Genomic DNA, 20,877 nt, shown 5'->3' with positions numbered 1-20,877 from the left:
GGCGGCGCCTACGCCGCCGGTCGCTCCGCCGGCACCGCGGCGGCCCAGGCCGCGAGCGAACGGCAGGCGCTCGAGCTGCTCCCCCAGCTCACGCAGCCGGGAGGTGGATCGAGCGACCCGGCATCGCCCTTCGGGGGTTCGAGCCCCCAGGACGGGTCGTCGCAGGACGGTTCGTCGCAGGGCACCTCGACCCAGACCAGCGCCACCGCGGCCACCGCCGAGGAGACGGCCGGCGTCGTGACCATCGTGTCGACGCTGAACTACGACGCCTCGTACAAGTCGGCCGGCACGGGCATGATCCTGACCTCCGGAGGGCTCATCCTGACGAACAACCACGTCGTGCAGGGCGCGACCAGCATCCAGGTGACCGTCGAGTCGACCGGTACGACCTACACGGCCGACGTCGTCGGCACGGATGCCACAAACGACGTGGCCGTGCTGAAGCTGCAGGACGCGACGGGCCTCACCCCGGTGAGCTTCGACGCGTCCGGCGACGTCGCCACGGGGGACGTCGTCCACTCGACGGGCAACGCCGAGGGCACGGGCGACCTCGTCACCGCCCAGGGCACCGTCCTCGCCACGGACCAGTCGATCACGGTGCAGAGCGAGTCCGGATCGGGGACCGAGTCGCTGTCCGGTCTCATCGAGGTCGATGCGGACGTGGTGTCGGGCGACTCCGGCGGTCCCCTCCGCGACGGTGACGGCGACGTCGTCGGCATCGTGACGGCCGCATCGCAGGGATCGTCGACGGTGACCGGCTACGCCATCCCGATCGACCACGCCCTGGCCATCGCCAAGCAGATCCAGTCGGGCACGGGGAGCTCGACCGTGCAGATCGGCCTGCCCGCCTTCCTCGGCGCGCAGATCTCGAGCACGGCGACCGGCACCGCGGGCGGCGTCACGATCGCCGGCACGGTCGAGGGCAGCGCGGCGGCGTCGGCCGGCCTGGTCGCCGGGGACGTGATCACCGCGATCGACGGCACGGCCGTGGCGGACGCGTCCGCACTCACCGCCGCGATCCAGGCGCACGACTCGGGTGACCAGGTCTCGGTCACCTGGACCGACACGACGGGTGCGTCCCACACCGCGACCGTCACGCTGGGCGACGGCCCCGCCGCCTGACCCGGGACCGGACGCGAACGGCCCGCTCCACCGACCGGTGGAGCGGGCCGTTCGCCCGTGTCAGTCGAGGCCGACCGCGCGGCGGAGGGCGCCTGGACGCACGAGGGTGGCCCCGAGGGCTTGGACCCGGTCGGCGAGGCCCCGGTCGGCGGTGACGACGACGACGCGCGGCGCCACGCCGGGCACGTCCCGCAGGTCGTGCACGCGGGCCACGATCGCCGAGTCGCCGTCGGCCTCGGCCCGGACGACGGTCAGGCCGGGGAACGACCCACCGACGGCACGGGCCTCGCCCTCGACGACGGCCGTCACGTCCGGCCACCGCCACGTGGGCGCCCCGGGAGGCTCGCCGGTGGAACCGTCCGCGAACGCCCCGGCGTCCGTCGGCGAGTCGTCGGCGTCCGGCCGACCCGTCGCCGCGGGGGTCCCGCCGCCACCCGGTGCGACGAGCGCCTCGGCCACTCCGTCCCGGGCACCCCGCGAGAGGGCCTCCAGGAACCGAGTCGTGGCACCGACCCGATCGCGCCACCACCCGTCGGGACGGGAGCCGAGGACGTTCGCGACGTCGACGACGACGTGCACCCGGCCCCCGAGTTCGGATCGGAGCCTCGGCCACGACGCGGCGAATCCGGGATGGAGCGGGAGGTCGGACACCTCGTCGACGGGCACCCAGCTCAGGGCGATGCTCTCGGCGTCCGAGACGACGGGCTCGAACGGGCGCACGGCCCGGGCCACGACGGTCGTGTACGACCAGAAGCCGAGGTCGAGCTCGGCGGCGAACAGCAGGCGCAGCGCGTCGGCCGGCACCGCCGCCTCTTCGCCGCTCTCGCGCAGAGCGCCCTGTACCGCGCTCTCGTCGTGGTGGCGGGCTCCGCCGGGGAGCCCCCAGGTGCCGCCGAAGTGGCTCCAGTCGGCCCGGTGCTGCAACAGCACCCGGTCGTCCGGGTCGACGACGAGCAGGCCCGCGGCACCGGCGCGGCCCCAGAACCGACGCCCGTCGGGGGCCTCGACCCAGCCGTCCGCGGGCTCGTGCGTGTTCACACGGTCGAGCTTGCCACAGGGACGAAGAGGCGGTGGCCGCGTCGCGCGCACGACGTCACGTCGACGGGTCGACCCGATGGCGGGCGACCAAACCGATGGGTGCGGCAGTTCCGAAGGCACACCTGGGGCTGGCCCGGAACCCGATGTCGGGCCAGCCCTCCCCCGGGTCCGGCACCGCGCCTCCCCGGCTCGCGCGTCGGACCGGGCGATCAGGGCTGCTGGACGGAGAAGACGTTGCCCGCCGGGTCGGTGAACCAGGCGATGTCGGGGCCCAGGTCGACGCTGCGCCCCCGCATGACGCCCCGCTCGTCGGAGTACCCGCCGAGGTGGAGCGGTTCGAGGCCCCGCTCGGCCAGCGCGTCGAGGGCGGCGTCGACGTCGTCGACGACGAGGTTGAGGACGGTGTACGACGCGGGGGCGTGGTCGGGCTTGCCGTAGACGAACACCCACGCCGCGCCTCCCGGGAGGCGGAGCCGGAACATCTGACCGTCGACGAGGACCTCGATCTCGAGGCCGAGGACGTCGCGGTAGAAGGACGTGGCGGCCGCCACGTCGTCGACGCTGAACCCGGAGTAGCCGGACCGAGGACGGAACACGGGTGGCCCCTCTCTGACGCGGGACGGCCGACGGACGCCGGCGTCTCGCTCCCAGCGTGGACCCTGCCGGGCCCGGGCGCCAGCCCCGGTCAGACGAACCGGATGGCCTGCTGCAGCCGGGCCCGGACCTCGAAGACGTCCGAGATGCTCGTGCGGTCGCCGAGCTCGGGACCGTGACGCAGGACCTGCGGCAGCAGCGAGCGACGCACGACCCAGGTGCCCCCGGCACGACGCCCGACCTTCTCGAGGGCGGGCCCGAAGTCGTCGTCGGGCACCACGATCAACTGGGCCGTGAACGACACGCGGGTCTCCCGTCGCACGGCGCGGGCCTGACGCGTGAGGTCGCGGACGGGCTCCTCGTCGGCGGGGATGCCCCTGCCGACGAGCTCGCCGCGCGACACCTGCACCTCGCTGCCCCAGTCGGAGGACTGGATGGCGAAGAGGCCCGACGGCCCCAGCACGACGTGGTCGAGCTTGCCCTCGACACCCGCGTCGACGTCGCTCCAGATGGTGAAGCCGATGCCGAGTTCGGTGACGGCCGCGACGGTGGCCTCTTCGGCCATCGCGTCGGCGAGCACGTGACGGATCTCGGGAGGCGCGCTCCGGACGAGGCGCTCGTCGTACGGATCGTCGAGCGGGACTCCCCGACCGACCCACTCACGCATCAGGCCGAGGTACCGCTCGCGGTTCGCACCACCGGGGTGGCCGTGCACCCGGGCCTTGGGCTTCGAATCGGTGCGAGCCGGCTCCCGGGGCGGCGGTGACCAGCCGGGGGCATTCGAACCCGCGGACCGCGCGCTGCCCGAGGGGGCGGTGCTCCGGGACGCCGACCCCTGGTCGTAGGAGGCGCGGGCCTCGGGCGTGCCCACCTGCTGCCACGCGTGCTGCACGTCGCGGAACGCCTGCGCGGTGCCGCCGAGGTCGGGGTGGGTCTGGCGGGCCAGCCGTCGATAGGCGCGACGGAGGTCGTCGGTCGACGCCGTCGACGGCACGCCGAGCACCTCGTAGGGCGTGGCGGAGGCGGGACTGGGCGTCACGACGGCGACTTTACCGAACGTGCGCTGGACGTCCGGTCGACGGCCGCCGGGACCGTGTGGGCCCGATGGTTCACCGCGACGGGGCGGCCGAGGGCTTCACGGTCGACGCCCGCCGCGCCGACCGGGCGACCCGCCACGCCCGCCACCGGAGACGGGCGCGGCCGACGAGTCGACGCACCCACAGGGTGATGCGGTGGGCGGCCGGGAACTCCGTGCCCAGCACGGCGACCCCGAGGAAGACGACGAGCCAACCGGGTCCGGGCAGCGGGACCAGGATGAGGCCTACGACGACGATCAGGGCTCCGAGCACCCCGACGCCGATCTTGTAGAGCAACCGGAGCCGAGGGTGCGCGTCGAGCCTCAGGCGCATCTTCGCGTGACCGTCGCGCAGTGCACGGCGCCGAGCACCGCGGTGCGGACCGGCCCCGCGACGCTCGTCGAGGGGCACGCCGTCCGGGCTCTCGGGCTGCTCGTCCATGACGGCGACGTTAGGGGGCGTTCCTGTGAGCAGCACGGCCCGGGAGGGGGTAGCCAGGGAACATGGATTACACACACCTCGGACGCACAGGGTTGTCCGTCTCACGGGCCGTCCTCGGCACGATGAACTTCGGGCCCCAGACCACGGAAGACGACTCCCACGCGATCATGGACCGGGCCCACGAGCTCGGCGTCAACTTCTTCGACACGGCCAACGTCTACGGCTGGGAGAAGGGCGAAGGCATCACCGAGCAGATCATCGGTCGGTGGTTCGCCCGTGGGGGCGGGCGACGGGAGAAGACCGTCCTCGCCACGAAGCTGTACGGCGACATGGGCGACTGGCCCAACGACGGCAAGCTCAGCGCCCTGAACATCCGTCGAGCGCTGGACGCGAGCCTGACGCGTCTGCAGACCGACCACATCGACCTCTACCAGTTCCACCACGTCGATCGCGAGACGCCGTGGGACGAGATCTGGCAGGCGATGGAGGTCGCGGTCCAGCAGGGCAAGGTCCTCTACGTCGGCAGCAGCAACTTCGCCGGCTGGCACATCGCGCAGGCCCAGGAAGCCGCCAAGGCACGTCACTTCAGCGGCCTCGTGAGCGAACAGTCGATCTACAACCTGATCGTGCGGGACGTCGAGCGCGAGACCCTGCCCGCCGCCCGTCACTACGGTCTCGGGATGATCCCGTGGTCGCCGCTCAACGGCGGTCTGCTCGGCGGCGTCATCGAGAAGACCGAAGAGGGCTCACGACGACTCGAGGGGCGGAGCGCGGAGTACGTCGCCGAACACCGCGACCAGCTCGAGGCCTACGAGGCGTTCGCCCGCGAGTTGGGCCACGCGCCCGGCGAGGTCGCCCTCGCCTGGCTGCTGCACCAGCCGGGCGTCACCGGGCCGATCACGGGCCCGCGGACGATGGCGCAACTGGAGTCGGCGGTCGCCGCCGTCGACGTCGAGCTTGACGAGGCCGCGCTGGCGCGGCTGGACGAGATCTTCCCCGGGCACGAGACGTCGCCCGAGGACTACGCGTGGTGAACCGGAGGACGACATGAAGACCAGGACAATCGGAGACGTGACGGTCAGTGCGATCGGCCTGGGCGGCATGCCCCTGTCGATCGAGGGCCGACCCGACGAGAAGCAGGGCATCGCGACCATCCATGCTGCACTCGAGCAGGGCATCACCCTGATCGACACGGCCGACGCTTACCACCAGGCGGGCAAGGACGAGGTCGGGCACAACGAGTTGCTCATCGCCAAGGCGCTGAAGAGCTACCACGCCGACACCGACCAGGTGCTCGTCGCCACGAAGGGTGGACACCTCCGCCCCGAGGCGGGGGCGTGGGCGCAGAACGGCGACCCGGCCTACCTCAAGGAGGCCGCCAAGGCCTCCGCGAAACGGCTGGGCGTCGAGACGATCGGGCTGTACCAATTCCACCGACCGGACCCGGCGGTGCCCTACGCCGACTCGATCGGCGCCCTGGTGGAGCTGCTCGACGAGGGCGTCATCCGCATGGCGGGCATCTCGAACGCCACGCCCGACCAGATCCGCGAAGCGAACGAGGTGCTGGACGACCGACTCGTGTCGGTGCAGAACCAGTACTCGCCTGCGTTCCGGTCGAGTGAGGTGGAGCTCGCGCTGTGCGACGAGATGGGCATCGCGTTCCTGCCGTGGAGCCCCCTCGGTGGCATCACGAACGCCGGTGAGCTCGGAGCGAAGCACGCCGTGTTCGCCGAGATCGCCAACGCCCGACGGGTCACGCCGCAGGTGCTGACGCTCGCCTGGGAGCTCGCCAAGTCCGAACTCGTCATCCCGATCCCGGGGTCGACCCGACCGCAGACGATCATGAACTCGGCGACGGCGACGTCGACCAAGCTCTCGACCGACGAGATCCAGCGGCTCGACGCCGCCTGATCGCACACCCGGTGCGCCCGCCCCTCGGGGCGGGCGCACCGTCACGACCATCCCCGACGAACAGGAGACAGCCATGGCCGACGCCAACCTGACCCGCCCCTACGACATCATCGGCATCGTGCCCGGGTTCGAGCTCTCGAGCACGGACCTCACCGACGGGGGTGAACTGCAGCGCGCGCAGGTGAGCGGCATCATGGGCCCGGGCGGAGACGACGCCAGCCCCCAGCTGAGCTGGTCCGGCGCCCCCGAGGGCACCAAGAGCTATGCCGTGACGGTCTACGACCCCTACGCCCCGACGGGCTCGGGCTTCTGGCACTGGGCCGTGGCCGACCTCCCCGCCGACACGACGTCGTTGCCCTCCGGTGCGGGTGACGACCAGGGCTCGGGCCTGCCCGAGGGGGCCCTCCAGCTGAAGAACGACGGTGGGCTCGCCCGCTACGTCGGTGCGGCACCGCCCGAGGGCCACGGACCGCACACGTACTTCGTCGCGGTGCACGCCCTCGACGTCGAGAAGATCGGAGTGGACGAGACCGCCAGCCCGGCGTACCTCGGCTTCAACCTGCACTTCCACACGCTGGCCCGCGCGGTGATCTCCGCGACGTTCGAGGTCCCCGGGGCCTGAGCCCGGGGCCTGGGCGGTCGCACGCCGAGCCGACGCACGACGACGCCCCGCCACGATCTCGTGGCGGGGCGTCGCCGCGTCGGACGACGGCCGATCAGGCTTCGCGGCCGGCCGGCATCTGCGTCTTGCGCGGGTCCGTCTCGGCGAGGCCGTCGAAGATCGACTCGATGCGCGACAGGACGTCCGCCTCGAGGGTGACGCCCGACGCCTTCGCGTTCGACTCGACCTGTTCGGGACGCGACGCCCCGATGATCGCCGAGGCGACGTTCTCGTTCGACAGCACCCACGCCAGCGACAGCTGCGCCTGGGTCAGCCCCAGGTCGGACGCGATCGGCTCGAGCTGGGCCACGGCGTCGAGGACGTCGTCGCGCATCCAACGTTCGATCATGCCCGCACCGCCCTTCTGGTCGGTGGCCCGGCTGCCCGCGGGCAGCTCGGCACCGACGGTGTACTTGCCGGTCAGGACGCCCTGGGCGACGGGAGACCAGACGATCTGCGAGATGCCGAGTTCGGCCGAGGCCGGGACGACCTCGTCCTCGATGACGCGCCAGAGCAGGGAGTACTCGGGCTGGTTCGAGACGAGCTGGATCTTCAGCTCGCGAGCCAGGGCGTGCGCCTCGCGCAGCTGCTCGGCGTTCCACTCCGAGACCCCGATGTAGAGCACCTTGCCCTGGCGGACCAGGTCGGCGAAGGTCTCCATCGTCTCCTCGAGGGGCGTCTCGACGTCGTACCGGTGGGCCTGGTAGAGGTCGACGTAGTCGGTCTGCAGGCGCTTCAGCGACCCGTTGATCGACTCGGTGACGTGCTTGCGGCTGAGGCCCGTGTCGTTGTGGCCCTTGGGCCCGGTGGGACCGTAGACCTTGGTGAAGATCTCGAGCGACTCGCGCCGCTCGCCCTTCAGCGCCTCACCGAGCACCGTCTCGGCCTGCGTGTTCGCGTAGACGTCGGCCGTGTCGAACGAGCTGATGCCGACGTCGAGAGCCGCACGGACGCAGCGCGTCGCCGTGTCGTTCTCCACCTGGGACCCGTGGGTGAGCCAGTTGCCGTAGGTGAGCTCGCTGACCTTGAGCCCGCTGTTGCCGAGGTACCTGAACTTCATGGACGACCTTTCTCGGTGGTGCCGCCTCGATGCGGCACGCCGTCGACGCTACGCGCCGCCCCCGCGCCGTGACGCGTCGTCCGACCGCACCCGCACCTCCGGCACTCGGTACGCTCGCCCCGTGTCGGTGATCGGGGAGTTCTTCGGCGGGGTGGGCCTGCTCGGCCGGGGCCTGCGCCTGTGGGCGACCTCCCCGCGGCTCATGCTGCTGGGCGCGGTGCCCGCCCTCGTCGTGGGTGCGGTCTTCGCCGCGGCCCTCGTGGGCGTGGGCCTCGCCGCCGACGACCTGGCCCGCACCCTGACGCCGTTCGCCGACGGGTGGCCCGAGTGGTCCCGCACCCTCGTGCGTCTCGGCGGAGCTCTGGCCGTCGCTGCCCTGGCCGTGCTGCTCGCGGTCGTCGCGTTCACCGCCGTCACGCTCCTCGTCGGCGATCCCTTCTACGAGCGCATCTGGCGTCGCGTCGAGGAGCGAGAGGGCGACCCGCCGGCCGACGTCGACCGGGGCTTCTGGCGCGGGCTCGCCCGGAGTGCCGGCGACTCGCTCCGACTGCTGCTGGCCACGGCCGGCGTGGGCGTCCTCCTCTTCGTCGGCGGGTTCGTCCCGGTCCTCGGCCAGACGGTCGTCCCGGTGCTCGGCGCCCTGACCGGCGGATGGTTCCTGGCGGTCGAGCTCACCGGGTACGCCTTCGACGCCCGGGGCCGCTCGCTCGCCGAGCGCCGCCGTGGACTCGCCGTCAACCGGGCGCGCACCCTGGGGCTGGGCACCGCCACCTACCTCCTGTTCTTCGTCCCCCTCGGGGCCGTGCTCGTGATGCCGGCCGCCGTCGCCGCGGCCACCCTGCTGGCCCGCGAGGTCACGACGGGGCCGAGCACGGCGGGCCCGACCACGGTGGGCCCGACCACGGCGGGACCGACCACGGCGGGACCGAGCACGGCGGGGCCGGCCACACCCTCCCCGCGCGACGACTACCATCCCCCGGCATGACCACCCCCGCGACTCCGACCAATCCCGCCGTCGCCCTGCCCGACGGGCGCGTCGTCCCGGCCCTCGGCCAGGGCACCTGGAACATCGGCGACGACCCACGGCGCCGCGCCGACGAGGTCGCCGCCCTGCGGGCCGGCCTCGACGCCGGCCTGACCATGATCGACACCGCCGAGATGTACGGCGGCGGGCGGTCCGAACAGCTGGTCGGCGAGGCGATCGCGGGCCGGCGCGACGAGGTGTTCCTGGTGAGCAAGGTGCTGCCGGGCAACGCCTCGCGGCGGGGCACGGTCGAGGCCTGCCACGCCAGCCTCGAGCGCCTGGGCACCGACCGCCTCGACCTCTACCTGCTGCACTGGCGGGGTCGCCACCCGCTCGCCGAGACCGTCGAGGCCCTGGAGGCGCTGGTCGCCGAGGGCGCGATCGGCGGCTGGGGCGTCAGCAACTTCGACGTCGAGGACCTGCACGAGCTGCTCTCGGTGCCCGGTGGCCAGAACGTCCAGACGAACCAGGTCCTCTACAACCTGGCCCGTCGCGGACCCGAGTTCGACCTGCTGCCCTGGGCGCGCGAGCACGGCGTGCCGCTCACCTCGTACTCCCCCGTCGACGGCGGCGAGCTGCTCGGTCACCCCGTGCTCGAGCAGGTCGCGACCGATCTCGGCGTCTCGTCGGCGCAACTCGCCCTCGCCTGGGTGCTGCGCCTCGTGCCCGACCTCATGGTCGCCGTCAAGGCGGGCACGGCCGGGCACACCCTCGAGAACGCGGCCGCACTGGCCGTCGACCTCGACGACCAGGCGTTCGTGCAGCTCGAGCGCGCGTTCCCCGCGCCGACGACCAGGGTGCCGCTCGAGATGCGCTGACCCGCGCCTCCCGGGCTCGCCTCGCGCCCGCGCATGCGCCCGACGGGCTCGCCTCGCGCTCGCGCATGCGCCCGACGGGCTCGCCTCGCGCTCGCGCATGCGCCAGAGTGGAGGGACCAGCCCGGGTGACATCGACGTCACCCGGACGCGAGCTCCAGAGGACACCGCATGATCATCGACAGAGCCGACGTGATCGTCACCAGCCCCGACCGCAACTTCGTGACGCTGAAGATCACGACCTCCGACGGCGTGACCGGCCTCGGCGACGCCACCCTGAACGGGCGCGAACTCGCCGTCGTCGCCTACCTGACCGAACACGTCGTGCCCCTGCTGATCGGGCGCGACCCGGCCCGCATCGAGGACACCTGGCAGTTCCTCTACCGCAGCGCGTACTGGCGGCGAGGGCCGGTCACGATGGCCGCCATCGCCGCGGTCGACGTCGCCCTCTGGGACATCAAGGCCAAGGTCGCCGGCCTGCCCCTCTACCAGCTGCTCGGCGGAGCCTCGCGCACGGGGTTGCTGACCTACGGCCACGCCTCGGGGAAGGACCTCGAGGAGCTCTTCGACAGCGTCCGAGACCACCAGGAACAGGGCTACAAGGCCATCCGCGTGCAGACCGGGGTGCCCGGCCTCGAGTCGATCTACGGCATCGCCTCGAACGCCACCTTCGACGCCAACAGCGGCGTGCGCTACGACCACGAGCCCGCCCAACGCGGGGCCCTGCCGAACGAGGAGGACTGGGACACCCGCTCGTACCTGCGGCACGTGCCCACCGTGTTCGAGGCGGTGCGGAACGAGTTCGGCCCCGAGATCCCCCTGCTGCACGACGGACACCACCGCATGACGCCGATCCAGGCGGCGAGGCTCGGCAAGAGCCTGGAGCCCTTCGACCTCTTCTGGCTCGAGGACGTCACCCCGGCCGAGAACCCCGAGGCCCTGCGACTCGTCCGGCAGCACACGACGACCCCGCTGGCCATCGGCGAGATCTTCAACACCGTGTGGGACTACCAGCAGATCATCCGCGAGCAGTTGATCGACTACGTCCGCAGCGCCGTCACGCACACGGGCGGCATCACCCACCTCAAGAAGGTGCTCGAGTACGCCTCGCAGTACCAGATCAAGTCCGGCATGCACGGTCCGACCGACATCTCACCGGTCGGCATGGCGGCCGCGATGCACCTCGGACTCGCGATCCACAACTTCGGCATCCAGGAGTACATGAAGCACGGCGCGAGGACGGACGAGGTCTTCGAGCAGAGCTTCACGTTCGAGGACGGCATGCTGCACCCGGGTGAGCAGCCCGGCATCGGGGTCGAGCTGGACGAGCGGGCCGCCGCGGCGTACCCCTACGCGCAGGCCTACCTGCCCTACAACCGCCTCGCGGACGGGACCGTCCACGACTGGTGACGAGGAGGCGCGGCGCGGGCGAGCGCGTCGGTCACCCCTCGTAGGCCGCCGCCAGCTCGGCGATGACCAACCGCGTCATGCCCATCATCGCGGTCATGGCCCGGGCGGCGCCCTCGGGGTCGGGCCCGCCGAGGTAGCGGTCCATCACCGACGGGACGACCTGCCAGGAGAAGCCCCAGCGGTCCGTCACCCAGCCGCACCGCCCCTCCTGTCCGCCGTCGGCCGCGAAGGCGTCCCAGTAGTGGTCGAGCTCGTCCTGGGACTCGACCGAGATCGAGAACGACGTGGCCTCGGTCGGCCTCGGCCCTCCGTCGCCGCCGTTCAGCAGGCGGTAGGGCTGGCCGTCGAGTTCGAGGTCGACGACGAGGGCCTGACCGGCCGTGGCTGCGTCGGGGAAGTCGTCGGGATAGCGCGACACGTCGGTGACGCGCGACGACGGGAACAGGGTGACGTAGAAGTCCGCTGCGGTCTCGACGTCACGACCGAACCAGAGCGTGGGGGTGATGCGGGGCATGACGCGCCTCCTCGGGGTGGGCAGGCGGCGCCGTCGCCGCCCGCTGCCGGTCAGCGTACTGCGGAGCGGATCGCGGCACGAGACGTCACGTCGTACCGCGCGGCCAGAACGCCGAGCGGCACGTCGTGACGTCCCAGTGGGCGTCTAGCCGATCAGCGCCTCGATCGGGCCGCGCACGAAGTAGACGAGGAACCCCGCCGCGACGACCCAGAGCAGGGGGCTGATCGTGCGGGCCCTGCCCGCGAACGCCCGCACGACCACCCAGCTGACGAAGCCGACGCCGATGCCGTTCGCGATCGAGTAGGTCAGCGGCATGGTGATGATCGTCAGGAACACCGGCAGGGCGACCGAGAAGTCGGTCCAGTCGATCTGGCTGATCTGAGACACCATGAGCGCGCCGACGATCACGAGCGCCGAGGCGGCGACCTCGAGCGGGACGACCTGGGTCAGCGGCGTGAAGAACATGGCGAGCAGGAACAGCGCACCGGTGACGACCGAGGCGAAGCCCGTCCGGGCGCCTTCGCCGATGCCCGAGGCGGACTCGACGAACACGGTGTTGGACGACGAACTCGTCGCACCGCCCGCGACCGCGCCGACGCCCTCGACGATCAGGGCCGAGCGGAGGCGGGGGAAGGTGCCGTCGGCGTCCGCGACGTCGCCGGCCTTGGCCAGGCCGGTCATCGTGCCCATGGCGTCGAAGAAGTTGGTGAAGACGAGCGTGAAGACCAGCATGACCGCCGACAGCACGCCGATGCGGGCGAAGGCCCCGAAGCTGAACTGGCCGACCAGCGAGAGGTCGGGCAGGGCCACGATCTGGGTGGGCAGCACGGGGGCGTTGAGGTTCCAGTCGTCGAGGTTCTGGCCGTTCGACGGCGGCACCTGGAAGATCGCCTGAAGGGCGATGGCGATGATGGTGGACGCGACGATGCCGATGAAGATCGCCCCCCGCACCTTGCGGGCCATCAGCACGCCGATGACGAGCAGGCCGATGACGAAGGTGATGGTCGGGAGGGTCGCCACCGAGCCGGAGTCACCGAGCTGCAGGGGCGGCGACGACGTCCCGCTGGTGCGCACGAAGCCCGAGTCGACCAGGCCGATGAACGCGATGAACAGGCCGATGCCGACCGTGATCGCGGTCTTGAGCGCGGCGGGCACCGCGGTGAAGATCATGCTGCGCAGACCGGTCACGGCGAGGATCGTGATGACGAGCCCGTTGATCACCACGAGACCCATGGCCTCGGGCCAGGTGACGTCCTGCACGACGTTGACGGCCAGGAACGAGTTGATGCCGAGTCCGGCGGCGAACGCGAACGGGAGGCGCGCGACGGTTCCGAAGAGGATCGTCATGACGCCGGCGGTGAGGGCCGTGACCGCGCCCACCTGGCCGTTCTCCAGCCAGTTGCCGGCGACGTCCTTGGCGGCCTGGTCGGCACTGAAGCCGCCGAGGATCAACGGGTTCAGGATGACGATGTACGCCATCGTGACGAAGGTGACGACGCCGCCCCGGATCTCGCGGGCCCAGGTCGAGCCGCGATGGGTGATCTCGAAGAACCGGTCGAGGGTGCCCCCGACTCCGGGTCTCGGCGGGGTGGTGACGGGGGCGTTCGTGGCCATGGCGATGCGTCTCCGGTGAGATCGGATGTCGAGGGGGAAGAGAACAGGATAGGGCGTGCCCAGGGTGCACCCAGCAACGGCCCCGCCCCGCGACCGCGACGCGCCCGGACGCCTAGGAGGCGCGGTGCACGCCGAGCGCGCGCGTCACCAGCGGCACCTGCAACGGCAGCCGCACGAGGGTGACGACCCGGCGAGCCGTCGTGGCCCGCTCGCTCGTCAGGGCGCGGAGGGCCATCGAGACGTTGGCCGGGAAGACGGCGACGAAGAGCGCGGCGGCGGCGAGCCCGCCGACCGGACGCGTGCGCGGGGCGAGGAGGGCGGCGGCGATGCCGACCTCGGCGAGACCGGAGCCGATCGTCCAGAAGCGGGCCGGCCCCGGGACGCTCCTCGGGACGACCGCGTCGTAGACCGCGGGTGTGGCGAGGTGCAGGAGGCCGGAACCGCACAGGATCGCGGCGAGGACGCGGGCGTCCCGACGGGCGGCGGACTTCTGACGGCGTGTGGGGCGGTGACTCATGCGACCATCTTGCGCGCGCCTCCCGGGGTCGGGCGGGGGCGGCGCGCCGGAGTGGCTGACCGGTGCGTCCCGTCGGACCGGGTCAGACGGCGCGGCTGACGCCCCGGCTGGTGATGGCCGACATGAGGGCGTCGACGGGCTCACGGGCGGCACCCGGGTTGGCGACGAGCACGTAGTCGACGTCGCCGAGGGTGGGCAGCGAGAACCGGTCGCTGACCTTGACGAGGTCGGTCGGGATCAGCGAGAACGGGAACACGGCGACCCCCATGCCGGCCCGCACGGCGGCGAGGACGCCGTTGACGTCACGGGTGTTGCAGGTGATCCGCCAGGTGCGGCCGGCGCGCTCGAGGGCGTCGATGGCCATCTGCCGGCTCAGGCTGGGCGCCTGGTACGCGATGAGCGGCACGGGCTGGCCGGGTTCGACGACCAGCTTCTCCTGGCCGATCCAGACCATGGCGTCGCCCGCGACCCGCGTGCCCTCGTCGGACTCGCCCGCGGTCTGCTTCACGAAGATCAGGTCGAGGTGCCCCGCGGCCAGACGACGGCGCAGCGGCGCGGACTGGTTGACGGTCAGCTCGAGGTTGATCTGCGGGTAGAGCTGGCGGAAGTGGCGCAGGATGCGCGGCAGCTGGGTGATGGCGAGGTCGTCGGCGGCGCCGAAGCGCAGGCGGCCCCGCATGGCCGAGCCGCTGAAGTAGCTCTCGGCCGCGGCGTGCGCGGCGAGGATCGTGCGCGCGAAGCCGGCCATGGCGTCGCCGTTGTCGGTCAGTCGGACGTCCCGGGTGTCGCGGGCGACGAGCGTGCGGCCCGCGGCCTTCTCGAGCCGGCCGACCTGCTGGCTGACCGTCGGCTGGCTGATGCCGAGACGCTGGGCGGCCCGGGTGAAGCTGCGCGTCTCGGCCACGACGAGGAACGTCGCGAGCAGCGTGGGGTCGTACACCGCGCCTCCTCCGTCGAAGGGTCTCGGGCTTCGTCATTCACGAAGCCAATGTGATTGATCATCCCCCACCGGGGTCCGAATGACCAGGCCGGCCCTACCGTTGGTGCAGACCGTGAACCGAACCACCAGCGCAGGAACGTGATGTCCGCCCCGCCCCGCACCGACTTCCCCCCGACCGCCCCGCTCCCGATCAGCACGACCCGCCCGCCATGGCGGCACACCTTCATCGCCCTCAGCGTGCCGAACTTCCGTCTCTGGACGGCCGGCAACGTCGTCGCGATGACCGCCGGGTGGATGCAGCGCATCGCCCAGGACTGGCTCGTGCTCGAACTGACCGGCAGCGCGACGGCCGTGGGCATCACGGTGGCGATGCAGTTCGCCCCGATGCTGTTCTTCGGCCTGCTCGGCGGGGTCATCGTCGACCGCTTCTCGAAGCGCGCCCTCATGCTCGTCACGCAGAGCCTGTTCGCCGTGCTCAGCCTGGGGCTCGCCGCCCTGACCCTGGCGGGCGTCGTCGAGGCCTGGCACGTCTTCGCCATCGCCTTCGCCACGGGCCTCGTCACCGTGGTCGACAACCCGGCCCGACAGGTGATCGTCACCGAGCTCGTCGGTCACACCCACCTCCGCAACGCCATCAGCGTCAACTCGAGCGTGTTCCAGCTGGGCGGCATGGTGGGCCCCGCGATCGCCGGCGTGCTGCTGCTGGCGGTCGGCGCGGGGTGGGCGTTCGTCGTCAACGGCGTCGCCTGCCTCGTGGTCGTCGTGATGCTGACGATGCTGCGGACCGCGCAGATGACCCGGGTCGCCTCGTCGGCACGAGGCCGCGGCCAGCTGCGGCAGGGCCTCGCCTACGCCCGCTCGAAGCCGACCATCGTCGTGCCGGTGCTGCTCGTCGGCGTCTACGCCGTGTTCGGCCTCACGATGCCCGTGCTGCTCGCGTCGTTCGCGGCGGACGTCTACGACGTGGGGCCCGGCGGGTACGGCCTCTTCAACTCGATGATCGCCGTCGGGGCCCTGACCGGCGCCCTGCTGTCGACGCGGCGCGCGACGATCCGGCTGCGCACCATCGTGCTGGGCGTGCTCGTCACCGGCGTGCTGCAGGCCGTCGCCGGCTCGATGCCCTCGCTCGTGCCGTTCGCCGTCGTCCTCGTCGGCGTCGGGCTCGCGTCGTTGCTGTTCTTGACGGCCGCGAACCAGCTGGTGCAGATGTCGAGCAACATCGCGATCCGGGGGCGCGTGATGTCGCTGTACATCCTGGTGCTGCTCGGCGGCCAGGCGATCGGCGGACCGCTGATGGGCGTGATCGTCGAGACCTTCGGCACGCACGTCGGCATGATCGTCTCGGGCGGCGTGCCGGCCGTCGCCGCCGCCGTGACGGCCTTGGTGCTCGCCCGGCGGGGTCAGCTGACCCTGCAGGTCCGGACCCGCTGGCACGTGCCCGTCGTCACGATCGAGCAGCGCTAGGCCGGGCGGGCGTCAGGGGGTCACGCCGCGGGTGAGGGCGGCGACGACGTCGCCCATGACGTCGCCGGCCGCCTGCTCACCCGTGGCAGGCCAGTCGAAGGCGACGCCCAGCGTGATGCAGATGAGGACGCGGGCGAGCGTCCGCGGCTCGAGACCGGTCACGGGGACGGTCTGCCCCTGGAAGACCTCCTCGACGAGGCCGTGCAGGGCGTCGAGCACCTCGCGGCGCTGACGGACGAAGTCGGCCATCACCTCGGGGTGCGAGAGGGCGTGCGCGCGGAACTCGCTCATCAACGCGAAGTCCTCGACCTGCCCGGGGCCGTAGGGCGCGAACGCCGTGCCGATCTTCTCGGGCAGCTGGTCGAGCGAGGTGCCCGGGAAGAACATGCCCTCGAGGGCGCCGAGCGCGCCGTCGGTCTCGCGACGCATGAGGCTGCGGACCAGGTCGTCCTTCGACGAGAAGTTCGAGTAGACCGCACCCTTGCTGAACCCGGCGGCCCGCGCGACGTCGTCCAGGGTGGTCGCGTGCACCCCGCGTCGGGAGAACAGCTCGGCCGCCGCGTCGAGCAGCCGCTGCTTGACCTCGGCTCGTGGGATGCGGGGAATCGGAGCCCCGGAGGTGGTGGCCATGCTGCGACCCTAACGGGTGCGGGTGATCCTCAGAAGTCACCCGCGCCGCCCCCGGAGAAGGCGCATACCGACGGGTATCCAGGCGCTACCATCGTGATCGCCTGGTGAACCCGAAGCATCAGGAGAACGCGCGGGTGCGCGACCGTCCGACCCTCACCACGTCCCCAGGCCGGTCGCGCACCCCGCACCCCACCCGTCGTCGGGGGCCGTCGAAGGGGCACGACCCGCGCCTCCCGGCGTCGACCGCGAGCCGCGTCAGATCGCGGTGCGCCGCGCCGATCCGCCGAAGCCGATCGAGACGTCGAGGCGCCAGGCCTTCGGCTCGCCCGAGACGTGCGTGGTGCCCACGAAGCGCAGCCGGTCGCCGGCACCGAGGCTGAGCACCCCGTGCACGTCGAGGTTCTCGCCGAGCCGGAAGACGATCTCGTGCTCGTCGAGCAGGTCGTCGTCGACCGTGGCGCCGAAGGTGGCACCGTCGAACTTCACGGGCACGTCACGGAACACCAGCGACGGCGGCTCGTCGGACCAGTCCGCGACCTCGGGCACCCGACCCGCGACGATGCGGGCGTCCACGACGCCGTCGTCTCCGAGCATGACCGAGGAGGCGCGCAGGTCGATGCCGAGGTCGTCACCGTCGATGCGAAAGCGGTTCTCCACGGCACCACGCTACCCAGCACGGCCGCCCGACGGAATGGCCGGGCGACGTCGGGGGTTCGCCCGGTCATGAAGAAGCGCATCGGGTTCCTGTCGTTCGGCCATTACCAGGACGTGCGGGGCTCGGCGACGCCGACCGCCCGGGAGGCGCTGGTCCAGTCGATCGAGCTGGCCGAGGCCGCGGAGGAGATCGGCGTCGACGTGGCCGCCGTGCGCGTGCACCACTACGTGCGCCAGGCCGCCAACCCGTTCCCGCTGCTCGCGGCGATGGCCGCGCGGACGACCCGCATCGAACTCGGCACCGGCGTGATCGACATGCGCTACGAGAACCCGCTCTCGATGGCCGAGCAGGCGGCGGCCGCCGACCTGATCAGCGCGGGGCGTCTGCAGCTCGGCGTCAGCCGCGGATCACCCGAGCCCGCCCTGCGGGGCTGGGAGGCCTTCGGCCACGTCCCCCTCGACGGCGAGAGCGACGCCGACCTCGCCCGCCGGCACACCGAGGCGTTCCGGGCGGCGATCGACGGCGCAGACGTCGCCGAGTCGGACCCCAAGATGACCGGCTGGTCGCACGGGCTCTCGGTCGAGCCGCACTCCCCCGGCCTCGGCGAGCGCATCTGGTGGGGTTCCGGCAGCCGGTCGACGGCCGTCTGGACCGGCGAGCAGGGCATGAACCTGATGAGCAGCACCCTCCTGACGGAGGACACGGGGGTGCCGTTCGACGAGCTGCAGGCCGAGCAGATCGCGCTGTACCGGGAGGCCTACCGCGCCGCCGGGCACGCCCGTGAGCCGAGGGTGTCCGTCAGCCGCAGCGTGATCCCGATCACCACCGACGAGGACCGTCGCTACTTCGGCGTCCGCGCCCAGGCCGACTCGCAGGACCAGGTCGGTCTGCTCGACGGCGTGCAGTCACGCTTCGGCAAGAGCTACGTGGGCGAACCCGACGTCATCGCCGAGCAGTTGGCCGCCGACGCCGCAGTCCGGGACGCCGACACGATCCTGCTGACGGTGCCCAACCAGTTGGGGGTCGCCTACAACGCCCGTCTGCTGCAGACGGTGGCGGACCACGTCGCCCCGGCGTTCGGCTGGGTGCCGAACCTGGCCCGCGCGAGCTGAGCCGCGCCTCCTGCACCGCGCCTCCTCGGCTGTCGTCGCGGGCTGCGGTAGACAAGGGGGCATGTTCACCGACCTGCCCGAACCCGCCCTGCGGGAGTACCGCAGCACCCAGACCGACCCCGACGACTTCGACGAGTTCTGGGCGACGACGCTCTCCGAGACGCGGGCGCACCCGCTCGACCTGCGGGTCGACCGGGTCGACACGGGGCTGACGACGGTCGACGTCTACGACGTGACGTTCTCCGGGTGGGCGGGTCAGCCCGTGCGGGCCTGGTTGCGCGTGCCGGCCGCAGCGGAGGGACCGTTGCCGGCGGTCGTGCAGTTCGTCGGCTACGGCGGCGGTCGCGGCGCCGCCGTCGAGAACCTCTTCTGGTCGTCGGCCGGCTTCGCTCACCTGCAGATGGACACCCGCGGCCAGGGCTCGGGGTGGAGCCTCGGCGACACCCCCGACCCGGACGGCTCGGGCCCGGCCCACCCCGGCGTCATGACGCGGGGCATCGACTCGCGGGAGACCTACTACTACCGCCGGGTGTTCGCCGACGCCGTCCGCGCCGTCGAGGCCGCGCGCGGGCTCGACGCCGTCGACGCCTCCCGGGTGTCCGTCGTCGGCGGCAGCCAGGGCGGCGGCATCGCCCTCGCCGTCGCGGGACTCGTCCCCGACCTCGCCGCCGTCGCGGCGTACGTGCCGTTCCTCTGCGACTTCCGGCGCGCGACCGTCATCACCGACGCCGACCCGTACAAGGAGATCGGACGCTACCTGGCGGTCCACCGGCACCGCGCCTCCTCGGTGCACGACGTCCTCGCGTACTACGACGGCGTCAACTTCGCGAGGCGGGCCACGGCCCCGGCCCTGTTCACGACGGCGCTGATGGACCCGACCTGCCCGCCGTCGACGGTGTTCGGCGCGTTCCACGCGTACGCCGGGGCGGCCGACGTCACGGTGTGGCCGTACAACGGGCACGAGGGCGGCGGGTTCGAGGACGACCTGCTGGCGCTCGCCCTGTTCCGCGGCGCCGGGTCCTGAGCCGGCCCGCGCACCACACGACGCCGTCGAGTGGGCACGACACCGTGACGTGCAGCGGTGCCGTGTCCACTCGGTGGCGTCCCGGGCGGGAACACGGCGGGGCCGGGTCTGGTTGGCTCCGGGCATGAAGTCGATCGTGTACTCCGAGACCGGACCCGCCCCCACCGTGCTGCAGCTCGTCGACCGCGACCTGCCCGAACCCGCCGCCGGCGAGGTGCGGGTGCGCGTCGTGTTCTCGGGCGTCAACCCCACCGACTGGAAGTCCCGCGCAGGCGGTGGGCCCGGCGAGTCGCTGCCGTTCCCCGAGGTCACGCCCAACCAGGACGGCTCGGGCGTCGTCGACGCCGTCGGCGAGGGCGTCACCGGCCTCTCGGTCGGCGACCGCGTCTGGACCTACCTCTCGGCCCACCAGCGCCCCACCGGCACCGCGCAGGAGTTCACCGTCCTGCCCGCGTCCCGCGTCGTCCCGCTGCCCGACGGCGTCGGCCTGGACGTCGGTGCGAGCCTCGGCGTCCCCGCCATGACCGCCCACCGCGCGCTCACCGTGTGGGAGGACGGCCCGAGCCGCCTGACCCCCGGCAGCCTCGACGGCGCCGTCGTCCTCGTCGCCGGAGGCGCGGGTGCGGTCGGTCACGCCGCCATCCAGCTCGCCCGCTGGGCCGGGGCCACCGTCGTCACGACCATCAGCAGCGACGAGAAGGCCGCCCTGGCCACGGCCGCCGGTGCCCACCACGTCGTCAACTACCGCACGGACGACGCCGCCGCCCGCATCCGCGAGATCGCCCCCGCGGGCGTCGACGTCGTCGTCGAGGTCGCGATCTCGCAGAACGCCGACCTGCTGGCCGACGTCGTCGCCCACCGCGCCTCCGTGGCGATCTACGCCGACAACGGCGGCGACACGACGACCATCCCGATCCGGGCGAACATGATCACGAACACCCGGTTCCAGTTCGTCCTGCTCTACACCGTGGGCGAGGAGGCGCTGCGGGCCGCCGTCGAGGACGTCACCGCGGCCCTGCGCGACGGCGTGCTGCCGGTCGGCGAGGCCGCCGGCCTGCCGCTGCACACCTTCCCGCTCGCCGACACGGCCGCCGCCCACGAGGCCGTCGAGGGCGACGTGGTCGGCAAGGTGCTGATCGAGGTCTCCGCCGAGTAGACGACGGGCGCCGCGTAGTCCGGCGCCGCGTCGACGACGGGCTCCGCATGGCCCGGCGCCGCCTCGACGGACGCGGGGCGGCGCGGGCGGCGCTGGCTA

At 72.4% G+C, this 20,877-nt stretch carries 22 protein-coding genes; 11 read left to right on the top strand and 11 right to left on the bottom strand.

The window, feature by feature from the left end; all coding sequences use genetic code 11:
* Positions 1-1,122 (top strand): S1C family serine protease (locus IFT36_RS09830; protein ID WP_200413012.1); only part of this gene is annotated, 1,122 nt, incomplete at its 5' end.
* A 60-nt stretch (positions 1,123-1,182) separates the two neighbouring features.
* Here IFT36_RS09830 and IFT36_RS09825 read toward each other — a convergent pair.
* The 4 genes from IFT36_RS09825 to IFT36_RS09810 form a co-directional block, all read right to left on the bottom strand.
* Positions 1,183-2,160, bottom strand: a complete 978-nt coding sequence (locus tag IFT36_RS09825; RefSeq protein ID WP_056045004.1) for an NUDIX hydrolase — start codon at positions 2,158-2,160, stop codon at positions 1,183-1,185.
* A gap of 209 nt (positions 2,161-2,369) precedes the next feature.
* Positions 2,370-2,756 (bottom strand): VOC family protein, encoded by a 387-nt coding sequence (locus IFT36_RS09820; RefSeq protein WP_056045002.1) that lies wholly within the window; start codon positions 2,754-2,756, stop codon positions 2,370-2,372.
* 89 nt (positions 2,757-2,845) lie between these two features.
* The gene (locus IFT36_RS09815; protein ID WP_056045000.1) at positions 2,846-3,793 is read right to left on the bottom strand and encodes a J domain-containing protein; all 948 of its coding nucleotides are present in this window, start codon (positions 3,791-3,793) and stop codon (positions 2,846-2,848) included.
* A 70-nt stretch (positions 3,794-3,863) separates the two neighbouring features.
* Positions 3,864-4,271, bottom strand: a complete 408-nt coding sequence (locus IFT36_RS09810; protein WP_082460206.1) for a TIGR02611 family protein — start codon at positions 4,269-4,271, stop codon at positions 3,864-3,866.
* A 62-nt stretch (positions 4,272-4,333) separates the two neighbouring features.
* Between IFT36_RS09810 and IFT36_RS09805 the strand changes: the two genes are divergently transcribed.
* The 3 genes from IFT36_RS09805 to IFT36_RS09795 all read left to right on the top strand — a co-directional run bounded on the left by IFT36_RS09805 (position 4,334) and on the right by IFT36_RS09795 (position 6,804).
* A complete protein-coding gene (locus IFT36_RS09805; RefSeq protein ID WP_056044998.1) occupies positions 4,334-5,305 on the top strand; it encodes an aldo/keto reductase in 972 nt (323 codons plus the stop codon).
* Between the two features lie 13 nt (positions 5,306-5,318).
* Positions 5,319-6,182 (top strand): aldo/keto reductase, encoded by an 864-nt coding sequence (locus IFT36_RS09800; protein WP_200413011.1) that lies wholly within the window; start codon positions 5,319-5,321, stop codon positions 6,180-6,182.
* Positions 6,183-6,255: 73 nt separating this feature from the next.
* Positions 6,256-6,804: a YbhB/YbcL family Raf kinase inhibitor-like protein gene (locus IFT36_RS09795; protein WP_056044992.1), complete on the top strand. Its 549-nt coding sequence runs from the start codon at positions 6,256-6,258 to the stop codon at positions 6,802-6,804.
* A 94-nt stretch (positions 6,805-6,898) separates the two neighbouring features.
* Here the strand turns inward: IFT36_RS09795 and IFT36_RS09790 are convergent, their stop codons facing one another.
* Complete coding sequence (locus IFT36_RS09790) at positions 6,899-7,903, bottom strand: aldo/keto reductase family protein (protein ID WP_056044991.1); 1,005 nt, start codon at positions 7,901-7,903, stop codon at positions 6,899-6,901.
* A gap of 121 nt (positions 7,904-8,024) precedes the next feature.
* Here IFT36_RS09790 and IFT36_RS09785 point away from each other — a divergent pair, with 121 nt between their 5' ends.
* From IFT36_RS09785 to manD, 3 genes are all read left to right on the top strand, one after another.
* Positions 8,025-8,888 carry an EI24 domain-containing protein gene (locus IFT36_RS09785; protein ID WP_200413010.1) on the top strand — a complete coding sequence of 288 codons (864 nt, stop codon included), beginning with the start codon at positions 8,025-8,027 and terminating at the stop codon, positions 8,886-8,888.
* The gene (locus IFT36_RS09780) at positions 8,885-9,745 is read left to right on the top strand and encodes an aldo/keto reductase (protein ID WP_200413009.1); all 861 of its coding nucleotides are present in this window, start codon (positions 8,885-8,887) and stop codon (positions 9,743-9,745) included. The genes IFT36_RS09785 and IFT36_RS09780 overlap by 4 nt, the downstream gene beginning before the upstream one ends.
* Positions 9,746-9,913: 168 nt before the next feature.
* Positions 9,914-11,152, top strand: coding sequence for a D-mannonate dehydratase ManD (gene manD / locus IFT36_RS09775; protein ID WP_200413008.1), 1,239 nt, complete (start codon positions 9,914-9,916; stop codon positions 11,150-11,152).
* Positions 11,153-11,183: 31 nt separating this feature from the next.
* Here manD and IFT36_RS09770 read toward each other — a convergent pair whose 3' ends face one another.
* From IFT36_RS09770 to IFT36_RS09755, 4 genes are all read right to left on the bottom strand, one after another.
* Entirely contained in the window at positions 11,184-11,666 is a 483-nt protein-coding gene (locus IFT36_RS09770; protein ID WP_123569996.1) for a VOC family protein, read from the bottom strand.
* Positions 11,667-11,810: 144 nt separating this feature from the next.
* On the bottom strand, positions 11,811-13,280 hold the full coding sequence (locus tag IFT36_RS09765) for an NCS2 family permease (RefSeq protein ID WP_200413007.1): 1,470 nt from the start codon (positions 13,278-13,280) through the stop codon (positions 11,811-11,813).
* 112 nt (positions 13,281-13,392) lie between these two features.
* A complete protein-coding gene (locus tag IFT36_RS09760) occupies positions 13,393-13,797 on the bottom strand; it encodes a DoxX family protein (RefSeq protein ID WP_200413006.1) in 405 nt (134 codons plus the stop codon).
* A gap of 82 nt (positions 13,798-13,879) precedes the next feature.
* Positions 13,880-14,737, bottom strand: coding sequence for a LysR substrate-binding domain-containing protein (locus tag IFT36_RS09755; RefSeq protein WP_043594893.1), 858 nt, complete (start codon positions 14,735-14,737; stop codon positions 13,880-13,882).
* Between the two features lie 141 nt (positions 14,738-14,878).
* Between IFT36_RS09755 and IFT36_RS09750 the strand changes: the two genes are divergently transcribed.
* Entirely contained in the window at positions 14,879-16,201 is a 1,323-nt protein-coding gene (locus IFT36_RS09750) for an MFS transporter (protein ID WP_200413005.1), read from the top strand.
* A 12-nt stretch (positions 16,202-16,213) separates the two neighbouring features.
* Here IFT36_RS09750 and IFT36_RS09745 read toward each other — a convergent pair whose 3' ends face one another.
* Both IFT36_RS09745 and IFT36_RS09740 read right to left on the bottom strand, forming a co-directional pair.
* Positions 16,214-16,831, bottom strand: a complete 618-nt coding sequence (locus IFT36_RS09745) for a TetR/AcrR family transcriptional regulator (RefSeq protein ID WP_200413004.1) — start codon at positions 16,829-16,831, stop codon at positions 16,214-16,216.
* A gap of 255 nt (positions 16,832-17,086) precedes the next feature.
* A complete protein-coding gene (locus tag IFT36_RS09740) occupies positions 17,087-17,488 on the bottom strand; it encodes a hypothetical protein (protein ID WP_173150793.1) in 402 nt (133 codons plus the stop codon).
* Between the two features lie 66 nt (positions 17,489-17,554).
* Here IFT36_RS09740 and IFT36_RS09735 point away from each other — a divergent pair, with 66 nt between their 5' ends.
* The 3 genes from IFT36_RS09735 to IFT36_RS09725 all read left to right on the top strand — a co-directional run bounded on the left by IFT36_RS09735 (position 17,555) and on the right by IFT36_RS09725 (position 20,778).
* Positions 17,555-18,598, top strand: a complete 1,044-nt coding sequence (locus IFT36_RS09735; protein WP_200413003.1) for an LLM class flavin-dependent oxidoreductase — start codon at positions 17,555-17,557, stop codon at positions 18,596-18,598.
* A 61-nt stretch (positions 18,599-18,659) separates the two neighbouring features.
* Complete coding sequence (locus IFT36_RS09730) at positions 18,660-19,622, top strand: acetylxylan esterase (protein WP_200413002.1); 963 nt, start codon at positions 18,660-18,662, stop codon at positions 19,620-19,622.
* 124 nt (positions 19,623-19,746) lie between these two features.
* Complete coding sequence (locus tag IFT36_RS09725) at positions 19,747-20,778, top strand: NADPH:quinone reductase (RefSeq protein ID WP_200413001.1); 1,032 nt, start codon at positions 19,747-19,749, stop codon at positions 20,776-20,778.
* The last annotated feature ends 99 nt before the right edge of the window (positions 20,779-20,877 follow it).

The sequence above is a fragment of the Frigoribacterium sp. CFBP 13605 genome (genome assembly GCF_014839405.1).
In the GTDB taxonomy this organism is placed as follows: domain Bacteria; phylum Actinomycetota; class Actinomycetes; order Actinomycetales; family Microbacteriaceae; genus Frigoribacterium.
The sequence above is the reverse complement of the archived record's forward strand: the minus strand, read 5'-3'. Positions and strand labels throughout refer to the sequence as shown.